This window comes from Roseovarius sp. PS-C2, assembly GCF_018862045.1.
Taxonomy (GTDB): domain Bacteria; phylum Pseudomonadota; class Alphaproteobacteria; order Rhodobacterales; family Rhodobacteraceae; genus Roseovarius.
This window is the reverse complement of sequence record NZ_JAHKSQ010000004.1, coordinates 32277-49363: the sequence shown is the minus strand read 5'-3', so window position 1 is coordinate 49363 and position 17087 is coordinate 32277. Positions and strand designations below refer to the sequence as shown.

Here is a 17087-nt window from a genome sequence, read left to right as displayed (position 1 = left end):
ATGAAAATCCGCCCGTTCCGTCCCGAAGACGCTCGGCACCTGCCGGGGCTGATGCATGCCTCGATCCACACACTGGCCGCGCGGGCCTATTCGCCTGCGCAGATTGCGGCCTGGAGCCCGGAACCGATGCCGGCCGATACCTTTCTTGACCGAGCGCACGACGGGCGCGATATTTTCGTCGCAACGGATGACAAGGGCCAGCCGCTCGGGTTTATCGAACTGGAACCGTCCGGCCATGTCGATTGCTTCTACTGTGCGCCCGACGCCGCCGGGCAGGGCATCGGCGCGGCGCTCTATGCCGCGCTGGAACGGGCGGCCATCGCCCGCGCGCTGCCCGAATTGCATGTCGACGCCAGCGAGGTCGCCAGAGGGTTCTTTCTTCGGCGGGGATTTTGCCAGGTCGCCCGCAACACGATCCGCCGCCACGGCGCGGTCCTGCACAATTACACCATGACCAAAACGCTCTGACCGCCCGTTCCCCGGATCGGAAACATGCCCCGAAAAAAAGCCCCGCCACAGGGGCGGGGCACGAGGTAAGTGCCCATGTAGTCAGGCCACAGGCACCGGCGGTGTTCTGATGTCGGGGTAGTTCAGTTCGGGCGGTCGGCCATTTCGGCGCGCACCTGCTGGCGCAGCACGTCGATGGGCACGGTCTTGCCATCGCGCCGGAAGCACCAGTAGGTCCAGCCGTTGCAACTGGGCGCACCTTCGAGATGTGCGCCGACCTGATGGATCGAGCCCTTGATGTCATCGCCGATGAGGGTGCCGTCTGCACGGACTTTGGCCTTGTGGCGCTTGTTCATCGAATAGAGTTCCTCGCCCGGACGCAGCATGCCGCGTTCGACAAGCTGGCCGAAGGGCACGCGCGGTTCGGCGCGTTTGCTGGCCGAGACCTGAAGCGCCTCACGGTCGTATTTGCGCACGGATTTCAGGCGTTTCTCGGCGACCTTGCGATAGGCGGCTTCGCGTTCGATGCCGATGTAATCGCGGCCCAGCATCTTGGCCACGGCGCCGGTGGTGCCGGTGCCGAAGAACGGATCGAGCACCACGTCGCCCGGATTGGTGCTGCCGACCAGAACGCGGTGCAGCAGGCTTTCGGGTTTTTGTGTCGGGTGGGCCTTGTCGCCGTTGTCGTCCTTCAGGCGTTCGTGCCCGGTGCAGATCGGCAGCACCCAGTCGCTGCGCATCTGCACACCGTCATTCAGGGATTTCAGCGCCTCGTAATTGAAGGTGTATTTCGCGCCTTCCTGCTTGCTGGCCCAGATCATTGTTTCATGGGCGTTGGTCAGGCGCTTGCCGCGGAAGTTGGGCATCGGGTTGGATTTGCGCCAGACCACATCGTTCAGAATCCAGAAGCCTTCGTTTTGCAGGGCGGCACCGACGCGGAAGATATTGTGATAGCTGCCGATGACCCAGATCGCACCGTTGGGTTTCAAAAGGCGGCGCGCGGCGCGCAGCCAGTCGCGGGTGAATTTATCGTAGGCTTCGAAGCTGGCGAACTGGTCCCAGGCGTCGTCCACCGCATCTACCGCGCTGTTGTCGGGGCGGTGCAGGTCGCCCTTGAGCTGCAGGTTATAGGGCGGATCGGCAAAAATCAGGTCGATGGAGCCTTCGGGGAGGCTATTCATCGCGTCGATGCAATCGCCATCGAGAATCGTGTTGAGCGGGAGCGCGGAAGCGCCCTTGGATTTGGTCATCGTTTTCATTCTCTGCCTCTGGTGCCCGGCGCTTTTGCGCTCTGGTTCGTTGAGGTCAAAGATGAGTCAAACCCGATTCGCCGTCAATTTCTTTTTTGAATCAGTTACTTACAGATTTCTCTTGATACAACATATTGTGTACCGGCTTGAAGGATCGTCTATGGTGTGGGGTCACACCCAGATTTTGAAGCGCCTCTTTGTGACTTTTCGACGGGTAGCCCGCGTTGCTTTCCCAGCCATAGCCGGGGAACTGTTGCGCCAAATCCCACATGATGCGGTCACGGGTGATTTTCGCCATGATCGAGGCGGCGGAAATCGACACCGACAGGGCATCGCCCTTGATCACCGCCTGTGCCGGAACGGTCAGGTCGCGCGGGATCAGGTTGCCGTCGATCAGCGCCATGTCGGGGGGCGTGGAGAGCCCGGCGACGGCGCGTTCCATCGCCAGGTGGCTGGCGCGCAGGATGTTCAGTTCGTCGATTTCCTCGACGCTGGCATGGGCGATCGAGACTTCGGCCATGTCCATGATCACGTCAAACAGCGCCTCGCGGCGTTTGGCGCTCAGGCGTTTTGAATCGTTCAGCCCGTCGGGGATGCGGGCCGGGTCCAGCACCACCGCCGCCGCCGTCACCGGGCCGGCCAGCGGGCCACGGCCCACCTCATCGACCCCGGCGATGCGGGTGTGGCCCTGCGCCTGCGCGGCCAGTTCGAGGGAAAAATCGGGTCCGTTGCTCATGCCGTCCTTTGGCATGGGGCGCGGGAAAATGCAAAAGGGAAGGGCAAGTGCGCCCTTCCCTTTCGCCTGCTCGCCTGCCTGCCGCCTTAGCGGTAGCCGTAGCGTTCGAGGCAGCGCGCGTTGTAAACTGCGCGTCCACCAGTATTACGCAGAAGGCAGGCATTGGGCAGAGCCACACGGCTGCGCGAGCGCGGGATCACCCTGCCACGGTTGTTGTGACGGTTCCAGCGGTTGTCGCGACGCTCGTAGCGGTCACGCGCCTTGTGATGCCGTTGATTGCTATAGTGCTTGTTATGCCCGTAGGCCGGTGGGGAGCGGTAGATCGCCTTGGGGCGGTCCCTGTGTTTGGCGTCGGACATGGCGGCACCGAGAACGGCCAGGGCGGCCACCCCGGCGATGACCTTGGCGGCGTCGTTATCGGCCCGCGCCGGAGCGGCGGTCATACCGGTCACTGCGACGGCAGCGGCCAGAACGGCAGCGATGAATTGACGATGAAACATGGCGTTTCCTTTCCTTGTGTCTGGTGCATGTCGTGTCATGCGTCATGTCGGCCCGGATCGACCGGCAGCGATGACACAAGGATGGGGGCACCCGGCGAAGACAGGCAATATCAGCCCCCTGTTATCCGATATCGGGCCGGAAATACCTCATGCGGGGCAGCGGGTTATTGAATAGCCGCGCGCTTGGGCGCATGTTTGGCGCATGACACGGAATATTCTGACCCTCTGCATCGTTTTCCTCATGGCCGCGGGCCTGACCGCGGCGGCACAGGCGGCGTGCGTGGCCGAATACAAGGCCAAGCGCGACAATCCGCTTGAGCTTTATTACAATGTGGCGCAGATCAGCGGCCCCTGTACAAAGGCCAATGCCCGCGCGCAGTTGCAGGCGCAACTGGCCCGGCAGGGGCTGACCCTGCTCAAGGTGCTTTCGGTGCGCAACCAGTAGGAAGGGTCAGATCGTGAAAGAACCGACAGGCACCGCGACACAGGCCCTGCGTTCGGGCAACCGGGTGGTCGTGTTCGGGATCGTCGCCATCGTGGCGATCCTCGCCCTGGCCGCCGTTTTCCTGTTTCTCAGCCTGCCTGACGCGGGTGCATTCAATGCGCGGGTCGAGCGGATTTTCGTGGAAAACGACGCGCTGACCGCCGATGCGGAAATCAAGCTTCTGGAGATCCTCGCATTGTCGGGCACGGCGTTTTCCGAGACGCTGACCAGTTACCGGATGGTGATTTTCGTGCTGCTGGTCTTTGCCGCCGCGCTGCTGGTGGCGGCGCTGGTGTTTCTGGTGATGCTGGTGGCGCTGAACCGGCGGATGGCGCAGATTGAACGCTCGGGCATTCAGGTCAGCTCGCTGCTGATCAGCCGCGAGGAGAACAAGGTGTATCTCAACAATCTCGGGTTCAAGCTGACCGATGCGGCGATGGAAACGCTGGCCGTGCTGGCCGAGGCGCGGATGGATGACGACGTGCTGTCGGGCGCCGAGATCGAAGCCGTGATATCGGGGCGCAGCGCGAGCGATTGCGAAGAGGCGGCGGGCGCCACGCGCATCAAACGGCTGCGCGACATGCTGGGGAACCAGATGGTCAGCGAGTTGCTGGTCAAGAACATCGCGCGGCGGGGCTATATGCTGGCGATCGACAAGGACGTGATCAAAGTCGTGTAATCCGCCCGATGGGTGGACGTGGGGGCCGTTTGGTCACATGTTCTGCTTGGGGCCGCAGCCAACCGGTGATCGCTCGTCTTTGCGGACTGGCGGGAACAGGCGCTGTGGACCTTGCAGGACGACACGAGAAGCGGATGTTCCCATGAGCGAAGATTTCGAAAGCCATCGTTGCCAGAGCGGTTTCTCTTCGCCCTCGGACGGGGCCGGAGAGGTGCCGGACGATCCGAAGGACTGGGTGCAGGTCACCCGGTGGCGCAGGGCGGAGCGGGTTCGCCTGCGCGGGGAACGGCAGGAGGTTTCGGTTGCCGACCGGCAGGCCGTCGGCGCAGCGTTGGCGGGGCATTTGCGCGATCTGCTGGACAAGAGGTTCGGCGGGGCGCGCGGGCGGGTCTTTTCCGCCTATTGGCCGATCAAGGGAGAGCCCGACCTGCGGCCCCTGATGGCCGAGTTGCACCGCTCCGGCGTGATCGTCGCGCTGCCGCTGGTGGAAACCAAGGCCGCGCCGCTGACCTTTCGCCGCTGGACACCAAACACGCGCATGGTGCGGGGCGATTGGAACATTCCCGTGCCACCCCCCGATGCACCCGTCGTCACGCCCGAAATCGCGCTTGCCCCGCTGATGGGCTGGACGCGCGAGGGGTATCGGCTGGGCTATGGCGGGGGGTATTTCGACCGGACGCTGGCGGCGCTACAGCCGCGCCCGTTCGTGATCGGGATCGGCGTCAACTCTGCCGAGTTGCCGACGATCTGCCCACAGCCGCATGACATCCCGCTGGACATCATCCTGAGCGAAACCGGCGTGCAGGGCGCGAAAGATACGGTGTAGCGCGCGCCGTTCTCAGGACAGGTGGGCCAGACGCATCCCGTCAAACTGCGCCAGTGTGGCGGTGATGGCGGCGCGGTCCATCAGACACATCGCGGTGCTGAGCCCGTCGGCAAGGGCGGCACTTGGGCCGGTGACGCTGATCAGGGACCAATCGGTTTGCGACGGCGTGCCGGTGCGCGGGTTCAGGATATGCCCCGCCGGATTGCCGGGGTCAAAGCGCGTGCCCATCGGCGAAGAGGTCGCCATTGCCATGTCGCGCAAGTGGGCCGTGCCGGTTTCTGCCCCTTCCACGGTTTGCAGGCGCACGGGCCAGCCGCCGCCCTGCGGGTGGCCGCCAAGGGCGCGCAACTCGCCGGTATCCACCATGATATCGCGCAGCCCTTCGCGGGCCAGCATGTCGGCGATCCGATCCGCGATATAGCCCTGGGCGATGCCGTTGAGGGTGATCGCCATGCCGGGGGTGGCAAAGTGCACGGCACTGCTGTCGAATGCGACGCCCTGCCAGCCGGTCAGTTTGCGCGCCCGTTCGATATCCGCCGGGTTCGGGGCATCGGTGGTGTAGTGGCGCGCATAGGCCTGCCACAGCGGCTGTACGGTAGGGTCGAACAGCCCGCCGCTGGCATTGTGGACGCGGTTGCACAGGCTGAGGCATTCCAGCAGTTCAAAGGGCGGCGCGGGCAACGCACCGTCGCGGTTCAGGCGGCTGAGCGCCGAGTCGGCGCGGTAGAGGCTGAAGATACCTTCGAGCCGATCCAGTTCGGTGAAAACGCGCGCGGCGATGATCCGGGCATCGGGGTGCGCGAGGCTGAGCGTGGTGCGCGCGCCAAGCGCGGTGGCGTGCCATTGGGTGACCTCGGGGGCGGCGGCGCTGGCGCGCGTGCCGAGCACCCCGGCGCAGGCGGCAATGGTCAGGAAACGGCGGCGGGACAAGGCAGGCATATCAATTCGTCCTTTCCTGCGAGAGCGCGCGAAGGCGGTCTGCAAAATCATCGTCATCCGGTGTGGTGGCGGAGGTTGCGACAGGGGCCAGAACGGCAGTGTCGGGAATATCGGCCAGTTCCTGCACCTGCCCGCCATGCCGTTGGGCGAACTGCGCGGCGCTGGCCGCATCCGAGAAGGGCACCAGCTCGGGCGCGCCCATGCCGCCGGTGCGGGACGATCCGACGACGTAATGCGCGGCGCTGGCCGGTATCCAGTTGTCGGCGCCCGGAATCTCCCAACTTGCGGCGCTGCCCATGTCGCTGACATAGACCGCCGCGATTTCGTGGCTTTGTTCGGGCATGCGCAGATAAGCGACGGCATCGCGCACCTGACTGAAGAACAGCGGCGTTCCGGGCAGGCCGGTCAGGTGGACCTGCGCCTTGGGGCCGGGGTGTTCGAGCATGTTCATCTGGCAGAAATGCCCCACCGCCGAGGCGGTCATGGTCACCGCCTGCGGGATTTCGGCGGTGTCCTCCTGACAGGCGGGCAGTATGGCAAGGCACAGGATCGCGGCGAGGCGTTTCATGGCGTGACCTTTCTGAAGGCGAGAACCGACAGCCCGAGCGCCAAGACCGGCCAGAGCAGCATGGAGGCCAGCGCATGGGCGGGCGGGATGGTGTTTGCGGCCCCGGCGACCCCTGCGGCGGCCGAGGCGGCCTCGGAGGCGGCGAGGTTGAACAGGCGGAAGGCATCGGCGGGGTTGGCGATCAGAAGCCAGGGAAAGGCTTCGGTGGTGAACCAGCCGCCCCCGTCGGAGACGACAGCGGCCAGCAGGCCGAGATCGTACAGCACGATCATCACCAGCCACAGCCCGATGGCAAGGCCCGCAGCCCCGGAGGGGCGGCGCGACAGGCCGGACAGCGCATAGCCAAGGCACAGGAACGCCGCGCCCAGCAGGACCGACGACCACAGCAAGCGCCACAGCGCGGGCAGGCCGGAACTGGCAGAGGCATCCATTGCCAGCGTCGCCACGGCGGCGCTGCCGAACCCGGCGGCCACCGCCAGCGTCAGCACGGCGAGATGCGCCAGCAGCTTGCCCAGGAGCAATTCGGGGCGCGACACCGGGTAGGTCAGGACCAGCGGCAGGGTGCCGCGTTCGACTTCGCCCGCGATGCCATCGAAGGACATCAGCAGCGCCACCAGCGGCACGAGATAGACCGACAGCGAGGTGAGGCTGGCCACCGTCACCGACAGGCGGTCCACCCCGAGGGCGCCGGTGGGGGCCGAGCCCGCCGCCGACAGGACCAGCGAGAACAGGACCATCATCGCCACCGCGATGGCGACCCAACGGTTGCGCAGGGCGATGCGGAATTCGGTGATGGCCGTCGCAATGATGCGGGTCATTGTCCGTCCCTCCGGCTGAAATGGCTGTAGATGTCTTCGAGGCTGGGCGGGATCACGTCGACGTCGCGGACGATCCGGCTGAGCCCGGCGATGCGCGAGAGGGTGGTCAGTTTCTCGTCCTGCGCGCAGCTGAGGTGCAGGCCGGTGCCGTTCATGCGCCCCTCGGGCAGGGCATCGGCCAGTTGCGTGCCCTGCCCGTCGTGCGGGACGACATGCAGGGCGATGGGCAGGTTGGCCTGCCGGCGCAGGTCGCCGAGGCTGCCCTGCGTGACGAGCCGTCCCCTGGACAGGATCACCAAACGGTCGGTGCGGGCCTCGACCTCGGTCAGGGCGTGGCTGGACAGGAGGACCGACGCGCCATCCGCGGCCAGATCGTCGAGCAGCGCGTAGAAATCACGCCGCGACACCGGATCGAGGCCGCTGGTGGGTTCGTCCAGAACCAGAAGCCGGGGCTTGCCGATCAGCGCCTGCGCCAGCCCGACGCGTTGGCGCATCCCCTTGGAATAGGTGCCAATGCGCCGTTTGGCGGCACCGCCGAGGCCGACGCGGTCCAGCAGGTCACCGGCCAGCCGGGCGGGTTGTCCGCGCAGGCGCAGGTAATAGCGGATCTGTTCCAGCCCGGTCAGCGCCGGGTGGAAGGCGGCGTTTTCCGGCAGGTAGGCCACCCCGGCCCGCGCCGCGCCCGATCCGGGGGCGCCGCCCAGAACCCGCACCTCGCCGCTGTCATAGGGAATGAGGCCCAGAATGATCTTCATCAGGGTGGACTTGCCCGCGCCGTTATGGCCGAGCAGCGCGACACGTTCGCCCGGCGCGACATCGAGCGAGACATCGCGGAGCGCCTGCGTGTCCTGATAGCTCTTAGTGAGCTGCGAGAGGGTCAAACTTTGCGTCATCTGTCTTTCCGTCGCGCCATTTTCCGGCGCTTTGTCCGGCCAGGTCGGCCATGTCGTCCGGCACGTCGATCCGCACCGGGGTCATCAGGGGGTGGCTGTCCAGAACGCCGCCGGGAAGGGTGGCGGGGAAGCTGGATTGCGACCAGCGAATGAGTTGCACCGCGGGCGCACCCACCAGAAGGGCGGCGGCGGGTTGCGACCACAGGATATGGTCCATCAGGTCGTTGGGGCGGAACGGGCTGTCGGCCTGACCGTCGCCATCCAGATCGAAGGCGGCATGATCGGACCAGAAATTGCCCTGGCCCTCGAAGCTCCATTCGACATCGGTGGTGCCGACGTATTTCACCTGTGTGCGGTTGCCGATGAAGGCGTTGCCGGTCAGCGCGTTGCGTTCGGACCCGGCGGTGAAATGGATGCCGATATCGCAGCCCTCGAACCGGTTGCCGACGATCAGGTTGCGGTGCGCGTTGTAGATGAAGGTGCATTTCTCGGCCCCGCCGCGCACGAGATTGCCGCGCAGGTCGGAACTGTTGGCGTAGTTCAGCATGACGCCGTGATCGCGATCGTTCAGCGACAGGTTATCGAGAACCTTGACCCGGTCGGAAAACATCAGCGCATAGCCGAGGTGATTGCCGATCGAGACATTGCCCGACACTTCGCTGTCATTGGCATACATGTAATGCACGGCGAAACGCAGGTCGCGAAACAGGTTGTCGCGAAACACGTTGCGGCGCGAGGTGTTCACGAAAATCCCGTCGCGGCCAAAGCGGATATCGTTGCCCACCACCTGCGCGCCGGGGGCGTTCCAGACATAGACACCGTTGCCGCGCTCGTTCATGCGCCGGTCCTGCCGGCCTTCGATGGTGTTGCCGCGCACGATGCTGTCATCGGCGCCGTGGATGTCCACGCCGTAGAGATTGCCGAGGATGCGGTTGCCCTCGACCACGGCGCGGCGGGCGGTTTTGGTCAGTTGCACGCCTGAATCGATGGTCTGATGGTCGCTGCCCGAGCCGGTGACAGTGAGACCGCGCACGGTGATGTCTTCGCCCGTCACGGTGATGACCGAGCCCTGACCGCCGCCGTCGATGGTGGCCTTGCCCTGCCCGTCCAGCGTGATGGGCTGCGCAAGGGTCACCGGGCCGTCGTGACGCCCCGGTGCGAGGATCAGCACATCGCCGGGGGCAGCCCCGGCGATGGCGGTTTGCAAGGCTCCGCCCCGCGCAGTCACGGGCACGTCAGCCGCATGGGCAGCGGACGCGATCAGCGTGACCAGCATGAGAAGGCGGAGCAGCATGGATCAGGCGCCTTTCGGTTTGACCAGCATCCGTCCGCGCATCTCCATGTGGAGCGCGTGGCAGAACCACTGGCAATAGTACCAGTAGACGCCGGGCTTGGCCGCGACGAACGTGACCGAGGCGGTCGCCTGCGGCCCGATCTCGATCGCCACCCCGTGGTTGTTCAGGGTGAACCCGTGGGTCAGGTCGTCGATGTCATCGAGGTTCGTGACGATGACCGTCACCTCGTCGCCTTCCGTCACCTCGAACTTTTCGAGCGAGAAGGTCGGCGCCTGGCTGGACATGTAGACCCGCACCTTGTTGCCATCGCGGATGACCGTATCGTTCCAGTCGTCGATATCGACACCGTCGGCCTCGGCCTGTGCCCGTGTTTCGGCCCACATCGGATCGTTGCGATCCCAGACATTGACCGGGTTCACGATATCGCGGCGCACGAGGATGACATCGTGCGGCTCGGCGAATGTCGGGCCGTCATGCACCACCTTCATGTCATCGGTCGCGATGTCGATGATCTGCTCGTTCTCGGGCTTGAGCGGGCCGACATTCAGGAACCGGTCCTTGGAGAACTTGTTGAGCGAGATCAGCCAGCGGCCATCGGCCTCTTTGGTTTCCCCCATTGTCGTGTGGTTGTGCCCCGGCTGGTAATGCACGTCCACCTTGGACACGATCGGATCGACCTCTTCCCCGGCATAGGCCTGAACCGCCTTGGCGATATCCCACTTGACCATCTGGCTGTCGAGGAACAGCGTGGTATAGGCAAAGCCCTTGCCGTCGAACGCGGTGTGAAGCGGCCCAAGGCCCAGTTCCGGCTCGGCCACGATGCAGGACCGGGGATCGGCATCCTCTTCGAACAGCGCGTCGAGCTTGCGCACGTCGATCACCGAGCAGGTCGGGGACAGCTTGCCGTTGATCACCACATGCACGCCGTCAGGCGCGGTGTTCACGCCGTGGGGGCTGTTGGGGATCGGGACATAGCGGGTGTATTTCTTGTTCTGTCCCTTGCGCCCGTCGATCACCGGCACACCGTTGAGAACCTGAACATCGCCCTCGGCGACGCCCTTTTCGATTTCCGCGATGTTGAAGATCACCACATGGTCCATCTCGTTCTCGGTCATCTCGGCGAGGTTCATGCCCATTTCCGAGTTGTACGAGGTCGAGAAGGCGTATTTGCCCTGATAGTCGCAATCGGTGTTGTCGAGGTTGCCCGACACCATCACCTGCCACGGGATTTCCATGGTGTCCCCGTCGAGCGCGGTGAAGAAGTTCACGTACTTGTCCGGCTCGTCCAGAACCGACCCGTCATTGACCATCGGCACCTCGTCCTCGCCATTGGCGAAAACATAGCCGGTGCGCGGGAATTTCTGCGGGCGCAGGCCGTGGATGGCCTTGGCGTTGGGGATCTCGACGATCTTGTCGGTCTTCATCACGTCGCAGCGGACCCGCGCGACGCGCGTGTTGGCCTTGTCGTTCATGAACAGGTAGCGCCCGTCATAGGTGCCGTCGGTGAAGGACATGTGCGGGTGGTGCAGATCGCCGTTGTCATGCACGCGCTTGCCCTGCGCGGCGAGGAACGCCTTGGTTTCGGGCAACATGCCTTCTTCGAAGATCCTGAGGCTTTCGTTGGTCTGGCCCCAGCCGGTGGCCGAGCAGCGGTTGAACACAGGAACGCGCATCAGTTCGCGCATGGACGGGAAGCCCAGGATGCGCAACTCTCCGGTCTGGCCCGAGGACCAGAAGCCATAATAATCGTCCAGTTCGCCCGGCGCGATGCTGAGCGCCTCTGAGGCGCGGGCGGCGGTGGTGCCGGCGGCCGTGGCCACGCCGGCCGCGCCGCCGAGCAGCGCCAGGCGCGCGCCGCCTGCGCCGCCAAGCAGGGCCGCGCCACCGGCGGTCGCGCCCAGCATGCCGCGGCGGCTGATGCCTTTTTTCGGTTTCGAGTCAGACATTGGTCTTCTCCTTCAGGTTGGGATGATTGTGAATCGCCCGGCCCGCATCGGCCGCCCCGCGCGACGCGGATTCGCGACGCTTGAGGCGTTTGATGACGACCGGACATTTGGCTTCCGACTGGTAGAGCACCTGACAGTGCATGCAGTTGAGGCATTCGTTGGGGTTGATCTCGCCCGTGGGGTGGATCGCCTGAACGAAGCACTCGTTGGCGCAGGTCTGGCAGGGATTGCCGCATTCCTTGTAGCGTTTCAGCCAGTCGAACATGCGCAGCCGCGCCGGGATCGCCAGCGCCCCGCCGAGCGGGCACAGGTAACGGCAATAGAAGCGTTCCACGAACAGCCCGGCGATCAGGAGGGCGGCGGCGTAGGCCACGAACGGCCAGGCGCGCACGAATTTCAGGACGATGGCGGTTTTGAACGGCTCGACCTCGGCCAGATGCTCGGCCTGCTCGATCGAGGCCAGCGATACGCCGAACAGGCCAAGGAAGATCATGTATTTCAGCGGCCAGAGCCGTTCATGCAGCCCCCAGGGCAGCGTCCATTGCGGAATGCCCAGTTTGCGCCCGATCTGGTTGGTCAGTTCCTGCAACGCGCCGAACGGGCACAGCCAGCCGCAATAGGCCCCCCGCCCCCAGAAGATCAGGGCGGCGGCCACGGCGAACCAGAGGATGAAGGTCAGCGGATCGAGCAGGAACGCCTGCCAGCTGAAATCCGTGGTCAGCGCGCCGAACAGGGCCATCAGGTTGACGACCGACAATTGCGCATTGGCGTACCAGCCCAGGAAGACCAGCGTCACGGTCAGGAATGACATGCGGAACCAGTAGGTCACGCGCTCGGACCGGGTGAGGAAGCCCTGGAAAAAGAACGCCACAGTCAGGATGAACAGCATGACCGCGAGACCGGCGATTTCGACCGTCTTGTCCTGCCAGATCCGTTTCCACAGGGCCGATTGCGCCGCGTGTTCCTCTTGCTCGGCCACGGCCTGTGCGGCGGTGGCCTGCGGCGCGGCGGCCGGGGCGGGCAAGGCGCGCATGTAGGTGTCGGGCAACTGATAGCCCATCTCGAACGTGGTGAAGACCCGTTCGATGGCCGCCACGTCGCGCTGCACCAGGAGCTGCAGGCGGAACGGTTCGGTGGGATCGAAGCCGGTATCCGCGGGAATCTTGAACAGGTCCGTTTCGGTGAATTCCGGTGCGCCCTCGGCGGCGACATCGCCCAGGCGGCGGTGCATCCGGTCGCGGAAACGGACCGACAGATCGCCCTGGATCAGAACGATACGGTCGAAAATCCCGCCACGGACATAGCCCGACCCCTTGAAGGAATACAGCCCCCGGCCCGCGATCATGATGGCGTGATCGCCCTCGTCCAGCCAGTTTTGCAGGTTGCGATCCTCCGCCTCGCCCAGCAGGGCCTGCCCGACAGCGGGCACCGAAACCAAGCCCATATACATGTCGATAAAGGTGGTCTCGGGCGGGTCGGTGATGGGCCGCCTGGCGGCGCGCGGATCGTCCACCTGTTCGAAGGCCGCATTCACCTGCCCCACATCCAGAGACAGGCGGCGCAGGGTTCCGTCGCCCTCAAGCGTCATCCAGTCCGACGCGGCGGTGGCCTCGGGGTCGATCTCGTAGGTGGGGCCGGTGGGGGCCGTGGGCGCGCTGAGCCCGCCAAGGCCAAGCTGGCGCGCCACCTTCAGCCCCGAACGCACGATGGAATCGTCGATCACCATGATCGTGACCGTCGCACCGGCGATGATGTCCAGATCATGGGCCGTGCCGCCCGAGGTGGCCTCGGCCACCAGATCGAGCCCCGCATAATCCGCCGCGAGCGCCTGAATTTTGGAATCGGGAATCCCGATCAGCACGATCGGTTCGGAGTGCTTGACCAGCTTGACGCCCATGACGACCGCATCGTCATTCACCGCCACCATCGTATGGATCGGCTTGCCAGAATAGCCTGTCGTCCCGACGAAATCCGACGCAATGAACGCCCAGCCGATGCGCTGTTCGCCTTGCAGCAGCGGCGCGACGGGAATGTCATCGCGGACCGGCCCGAAGGCATCGGCCCCCTCGACCAGTTCGCCGGGGGCGATATCGTCGATGAATTGAGTGAGAACGGAGGCGGTGGCCTGAGCGCGCGCGGGGGCTGCGCCGGTGGCGATCATGAGGCCGACAATCAGGAGACCGGCCATCAGGATCGTGAAACTTCTGATCGATCTGTTTGCGCGGCAGACCGAAAGCGGGGCCAGCGACGCAAGGGTCATGCGGAGGGAAACAAACATGGCTCAGATATCCTTGGGGGGACCGCGCGCAAGACGCCACTGAACGGTGGCATAGCTGCGCTGCGCCACATGGGCTTGGGACGTGAGAAGATGGGCCGCCTTGCCCGGACGGCTCCAGACCGTCGGCATCACCGGCAGGGCCGTGACATGAAGCGTACAGGCCGGACAGTGCGAACAGTCCGGCATGGAAGGCGGGTCAACCGGGTTGCCCGATCTGTCGAGCGTGATCGTTTCAGCGCCTTCGTCGCTACAGATGACGACCGTGCTGAGGCCGTTCTGCGCCAGGGACATGGCGGCATCGGCCATCACGCTGACAACGCTTGCGAGTGTCAGTGCCAGCGCAAGACTTGCGCAATGAAATATCCGGGACCGCACGCTGAACATGCGCCAAACCTACCATACGGGAGCGGCGATAACATGACAAAAGTCAAGACGGGCAGAAAGATAGGCAGCCTTAATGCATTGATATATTTATGTATTATGGAAATATCGCCCACCTGAAAATATGGCCAAAACCCCCGCCCCGCAGCAACACAAGCCGCCCAGAATCACCAATCGTGAAGATTGGCGACCCCGGCAGGATTCGAACCTGCAACCTGCCCCTTAGGAGGGAACCGTTCATAGCGCTATTCCTTTTTTGTTTTCTGCTGCTTGGGTGTTTGTACAGGGTCTTCCTGTACATGGTTTGTACGAAAACGGGCTCTAATGTCGGCCTCATCCGTCTCTGCATGGGCATAGATGCGCATGGGTAAATTTGGGTCTGACCAGCGCCCAGCCTTGGCCGCTGTGACTGGATCGACTCCTTGCCGCACGACCAATTCAGTGAAGAACCCATGCCTCCCTGCGGGGTGCGCTGATAGATACTGGATGCCCGCTCGCTTGCAGATCGTCTTCCAGCGCGTGTTGTATCCGGTCGAACTGCCATAGCCGAACACGCGCGGTTTCATGAATTTGCCGGTCTTACGGTTCTTGGGTCGTTTGGGAGGAAGCGCGAGCAGTTCATCCATCATCTGCGGCGAGACGGTGATCCAGCTCTCCGGATGCCCCTTCTGGGCCTTCACCCTGATCTTGTTCTCGGCAGGCCTCAGATCATCAGGTTCCAAAGATACGGCCTGATCAATCCGCGCTGCCGTCTCGAACATGAACCGCACCAACGCGGCATTGTACGGATCGGCAGCACCACAAAACGCCTCGATCCATTCCTTGTCCGCTGGGGTTCGCTCCACCCTGCTGATCTTCCCACGCCGCCTGTCTTGGGCAATTCGCTCGAACTTGTCATAGGGCTTCACCCTAATCAGCGGCGTACCCTCCAACTCATGCGCGTTGTTGATCACCGCACTGGCGGGTGTCACAATCTCGCGCCACCACGTATCGGTAGATGCCTTCGGCTTCAGCTTTGGCCCCAACCCTTTTAGCAGCGCACCGGATATCGCTCTTAATGGCGTATCGCCAATTTCCTTAACAATATCGATCAACTGCTTGGCCGCTTTTGGAGAGGCATTGTAGAGCATGATCGCATCTGAAAACGTTTTGCTTGGTTCATCCCCAAGCAAATATTGACGGATTTGATACTCGGTCTCATGCGCTAGCCAGTCCCGTGCGCCTGCTTCTGTAGTCGACCCAGTGCTGTCGCGGTATTTACGTGAGATCGGTCTGCCGTTGTATTCGATCGTCCCGTAGACATAGAAGTATCGGCCCCGCTTATAGATTTTGGTCGGCATGACGGGCCTCTCTCAAAAATGGTGTCGATCTGTGCAGGAGTGATAAGCATGGTCCGTCCCAACCGATAAAACGCTCCCGTATCATTCGCCCGCTCGCGAAGCGTGCGCTCGGAAATCTCGATGCCTAAGCCCACCATGACTTCGACCCATTGAGCGGGTGTCTTTCCAAGACCAAGGATTTGCGAGCTGTCAGCATGTTCTACATTTTGCATTACCTTCATCCCTTCCTGCCACTGCTTGCGCATTTGGGCTCGGCCTTGACGGTGAAGAGGGCAACATACTTTTCCCACGCTCCACTCGGAATCTTGGGGTTACGTTTTCCTGGTGCCGTGTAGATGTGGTCCAACATGTCTTCGCGGATCAGATAACGAACGTTGGTCACCGGAATGCCAACTCGCTCTGCTAGCTCTTTGGGTGTTTCGAGAAGTTTGGTCATAGATCGCCTCTCAATCGGTTGCTTACAATTCGAGGCGAGGAATTTAGTTTTGCGTTCAGAAAGAAACAAAACTACGCTGATCGTGCATGAATCAGGCGCATCGCCATCGTTCGTAACATATATTGTTAGATATGATCACGAATGAGGTCAATACGATTACAAACGAAAGTTCAAAATGTCTATTCAAGGGATGGGGGAACGCCTTGCGGCGGTGAGAAACATGTCAAAGCTCTCCCAAGAGGATATGTGCCGCCGCTTGGGTATTAGTCGAAGTGCGTTCCAGAACTACGAACGTGGCCAGCGAGTCCTTCCCGCCGAACTCTTGCTCAAAGTTTATGAAGAGTTCGACGTTGATCCGTTGTGGATGCTGGAAGGCGACACCGAGACTGGCAAAAGCAGACGCCACGACGAGGTGACACAAGCCTACCGAAAGATCGGCCTCGCGGTCGAGAATCGTATCAATGAACGAAGACTTAAAGTAACGCCCGAAAAGAAGTGGGACGCTATCGACTTCCTGTTTGCTGAATTTCTTAACACCGACGCTTTGGGCGGCGAAGATCATGAGCCAGACACCAAGCGGATCGATAGCATTCTAGGGTTGGTAGCATAATGTCTGACACTGATTTCCCAGCAGGCGTTCATGTCCTGAGACCGCGCAAGGTTTCCGTGTCCAAGAAGCTCGATGGTTTCCTTGAAAAGGCAGGACTAGCGAATTCAAACAACAATAAGCAAAATGATACTACTCGCCCACGAGCTGGAAGCCTGAACGCGTTCACCTGCGCGGATTGTGGCCAAATTGAATACCTGACACGCGAATACTGCCGTTGCGGTCACTACTTACGCGGCCAACTGGAAGACGAATACCTGGCGTGGGAACAAGGGATTCACGCTCTGCATACTGAATTGTCGGACGAGGTTGAACTCAAGCTCAAGCCCCTGCGCAAGTTCTACCTGCTGGCCATACCCTTCATGTTGGTACCCGCAATGAATGTGCTCTTTTGGTCAAATAACTTTGCTTTGATTACTCTTCTTTGGTGGTTACCAGCCGTGTTGATAGCGGGTGCAGGCTTGTTTGCTGAAGACCACCTCATCCGCCCACTTAAAGAAAGTGCTAGGTTCGTTGATAGCTACACCTTCGAAACCTTTATTGAGCAAAGGAGCTCTTTTTGAAAAACTGGCTTGAGCGTAGTCGCTTTTCGGAGAGTTCAAAGCTTAAGGTGGAACACTCAAGGTTTTGAGGTGGTTCACATACAGATTCAATAATATGGGTA

Annotated in this window: 19 protein-coding genes; 6 read left to right on the top strand and 13 right to left on the bottom strand. The window is 62.5% G+C overall.

Going from position 1 to position 17087, the window contains the following annotated elements; translation table 11 throughout:
- Entirely contained in the window at nucleotides 1-468 is a 468-nt protein-coding gene (locus KPG71_RS08445) for a GNAT family N-acetyltransferase (RefSeq protein ID WP_216337654.1), read from the top strand.
- A 122-nt stretch (nucleotides 469-590) separates the two neighbouring features.
- Here KPG71_RS08445 and KPG71_RS08440 read toward each other — a convergent pair whose 3' ends face one another.
- From KPG71_RS08440 to KPG71_RS08430, 3 genes are all read right to left on the bottom strand, one after another.
- Nucleotides 591-1706: a site-specific DNA-methyltransferase gene (locus tag KPG71_RS08440; RefSeq protein ID WP_216337653.1), complete on the bottom strand. Its 1116-nt coding sequence runs from the start codon at nucleotides 1704-1706 to the stop codon at nucleotides 591-593.
- A 91-nt stretch (nucleotides 1707-1797) separates the two neighbouring features.
- Nucleotides 1798-2433 carry a ribonuclease HII gene (locus tag KPG71_RS08435; RefSeq protein ID WP_216337652.1) on the bottom strand — a complete coding sequence of 212 codons (636 nt, stop codon included), beginning with the start codon at nucleotides 2431-2433 and terminating at the stop codon, nucleotides 1798-1800.
- A gap of 86 nt (nucleotides 2434-2519) precedes the next feature.
- Nucleotides 2520-2933, bottom strand: coding sequence for a hypothetical protein (locus KPG71_RS08430; RefSeq protein WP_216337651.1), 414 nt, complete (start codon nucleotides 2931-2933; stop codon nucleotides 2520-2522).
- Between the two features lie 202 nt (nucleotides 2934-3135).
- Here KPG71_RS08430 and KPG71_RS08425 point away from each other — a divergent pair, with 202 nt between their 5' ends.
- The 3 genes from KPG71_RS08425 to KPG71_RS08415 all read left to right on the top strand — a co-directional run bounded on the left by KPG71_RS08425 (nucleotide 3136) and on the right by KPG71_RS08415 (nucleotide 4922).
- Nucleotides 3136-3378 (top strand): hypothetical protein, encoded by a 243-nt coding sequence (locus KPG71_RS08425; protein WP_216337650.1) that lies wholly within the window; start codon nucleotides 3136-3138, stop codon nucleotides 3376-3378.
- A 13-nt stretch (nucleotides 3379-3391) separates the two neighbouring features.
- On the top strand, nucleotides 3392-4096 hold the full coding sequence (locus KPG71_RS08420) for a hypothetical protein (protein ID WP_216337649.1): 705 nt from the start codon (nucleotides 3392-3394) through the stop codon (nucleotides 4094-4096).
- 142 nt (nucleotides 4097-4238) lie between these two features.
- Nucleotides 4239-4922, top strand: a complete 684-nt coding sequence (locus KPG71_RS08415; RefSeq protein ID WP_216337648.1) for a 5-formyltetrahydrofolate cyclo-ligase — start codon at nucleotides 4239-4241, stop codon at nucleotides 4920-4922.
- 12 nt (nucleotides 4923-4934) lie between these two features.
- Here KPG71_RS08415 and KPG71_RS08410 read toward each other — a convergent pair whose 3' ends face one another.
- From KPG71_RS08410 to KPG71_RS08365, 10 genes are all read right to left on the bottom strand, one after another.
- The gene (locus KPG71_RS08410) at nucleotides 4935-5861 is read right to left on the bottom strand and encodes an FAD:protein FMN transferase (protein ID WP_253196177.1); all 927 of its coding nucleotides are present in this window, start codon (nucleotides 5859-5861) and stop codon (nucleotides 4935-4937) included.
- A gap of 1 nt (nucleotide 5862) precedes the next feature.
- Nucleotides 5863-6429: a nitrous oxide reductase accessory protein NosL gene (locus KPG71_RS08405; RefSeq protein ID WP_216337647.1), complete on the bottom strand. Its 567-nt coding sequence runs from the start codon at nucleotides 6427-6429 to the stop codon at nucleotides 5863-5865.
- Nucleotides 6426-7247 carry an ABC transporter permease gene (locus KPG71_RS08400; RefSeq protein ID WP_216337646.1) on the bottom strand — a complete coding sequence of 274 codons (822 nt, stop codon included), beginning with the start codon at nucleotides 7245-7247 and terminating at the stop codon, nucleotides 6426-6428. Before KPG71_RS08400 ends, KPG71_RS08405 begins: the two co-directional genes overlap by 4 nt.
- Complete coding sequence (locus tag KPG71_RS08395; RefSeq protein ID WP_216337645.1) at nucleotides 7244-8140, bottom strand: ABC transporter ATP-binding protein; 897 nt, start codon at nucleotides 8138-8140, stop codon at nucleotides 7244-7246. The genes KPG71_RS08400 and KPG71_RS08395 overlap by 4 nt, the downstream gene beginning before the upstream one ends.
- Complete coding sequence (locus tag KPG71_RS08390; protein ID WP_216337644.1) at nucleotides 8106-9434, bottom strand: nitrous oxide reductase family maturation protein NosD; 1329 nt, start codon at nucleotides 9432-9434, stop codon at nucleotides 8106-8108. Before KPG71_RS08390 ends, KPG71_RS08395 begins: the two co-directional genes overlap by 35 nt.
- Before the next feature lie 3 nt (nucleotides 9435-9437).
- Complete coding sequence (gene nosZ / locus KPG71_RS08385; protein ID WP_216337643.1) at nucleotides 9438-11381, bottom strand: TAT-dependent nitrous-oxide reductase; 1944 nt, start codon at nucleotides 11379-11381, stop codon at nucleotides 9438-9440.
- Entirely contained in the window at nucleotides 11374-13569 is a 2196-nt protein-coding gene (locus KPG71_RS08380) for a NosR/NirI family protein (RefSeq protein WP_216337978.1), read from the bottom strand. The genes nosZ and KPG71_RS08380 overlap by 8 nt, the downstream gene beginning before the upstream one ends.
- 93 nt (nucleotides 13570-13662) lie before the next feature.
- Nucleotides 13663-14043 carry a DUF2946 family protein gene (locus tag KPG71_RS08375; RefSeq protein ID WP_216337642.1) on the bottom strand — a complete coding sequence of 127 codons (381 nt, stop codon included), beginning with the start codon at nucleotides 14041-14043 and terminating at the stop codon, nucleotides 13663-13665.
- Nucleotides 14044-14285: 242 nt separating this feature from the next.
- A complete protein-coding gene (locus KPG71_RS08370) occupies nucleotides 14286-15380 on the bottom strand; it encodes a site-specific integrase (RefSeq protein WP_216337641.1) in 1095 nt (364 codons plus the stop codon).
- A gap of 217 nt (nucleotides 15381-15597) precedes the next feature.
- Nucleotides 15598-15816 carry a hypothetical protein gene (locus tag KPG71_RS08365; RefSeq protein WP_176249802.1) on the bottom strand — a complete coding sequence of 73 codons (219 nt, stop codon included), beginning with the start codon at nucleotides 15814-15816 and terminating at the stop codon, nucleotides 15598-15600.
- A gap of 175 nt (nucleotides 15817-15991) precedes the next feature.
- On the opposite strand from KPG71_RS08365, the gene KPG71_RS08360 reads away from it, so the two are divergent.
- Nucleotides 15992-16426: a helix-turn-helix domain-containing protein gene (locus tag KPG71_RS08360; protein ID WP_216337640.1), complete on the top strand. Its 435-nt coding sequence runs from the start codon at nucleotides 15992-15994 to the stop codon at nucleotides 16424-16426.
- The gene (locus KPG71_RS08355; RefSeq protein WP_216337639.1) at nucleotides 16426-16986 is read left to right on the top strand and encodes a hypothetical protein; all 561 of its coding nucleotides are present in this window, start codon (nucleotides 16426-16428) and stop codon (nucleotides 16984-16986) included. Before KPG71_RS08360 ends, KPG71_RS08355 begins: the two co-directional genes overlap by 1 nt.
- Nucleotides 16987-17087: the final 101 nt, after the last annotated feature.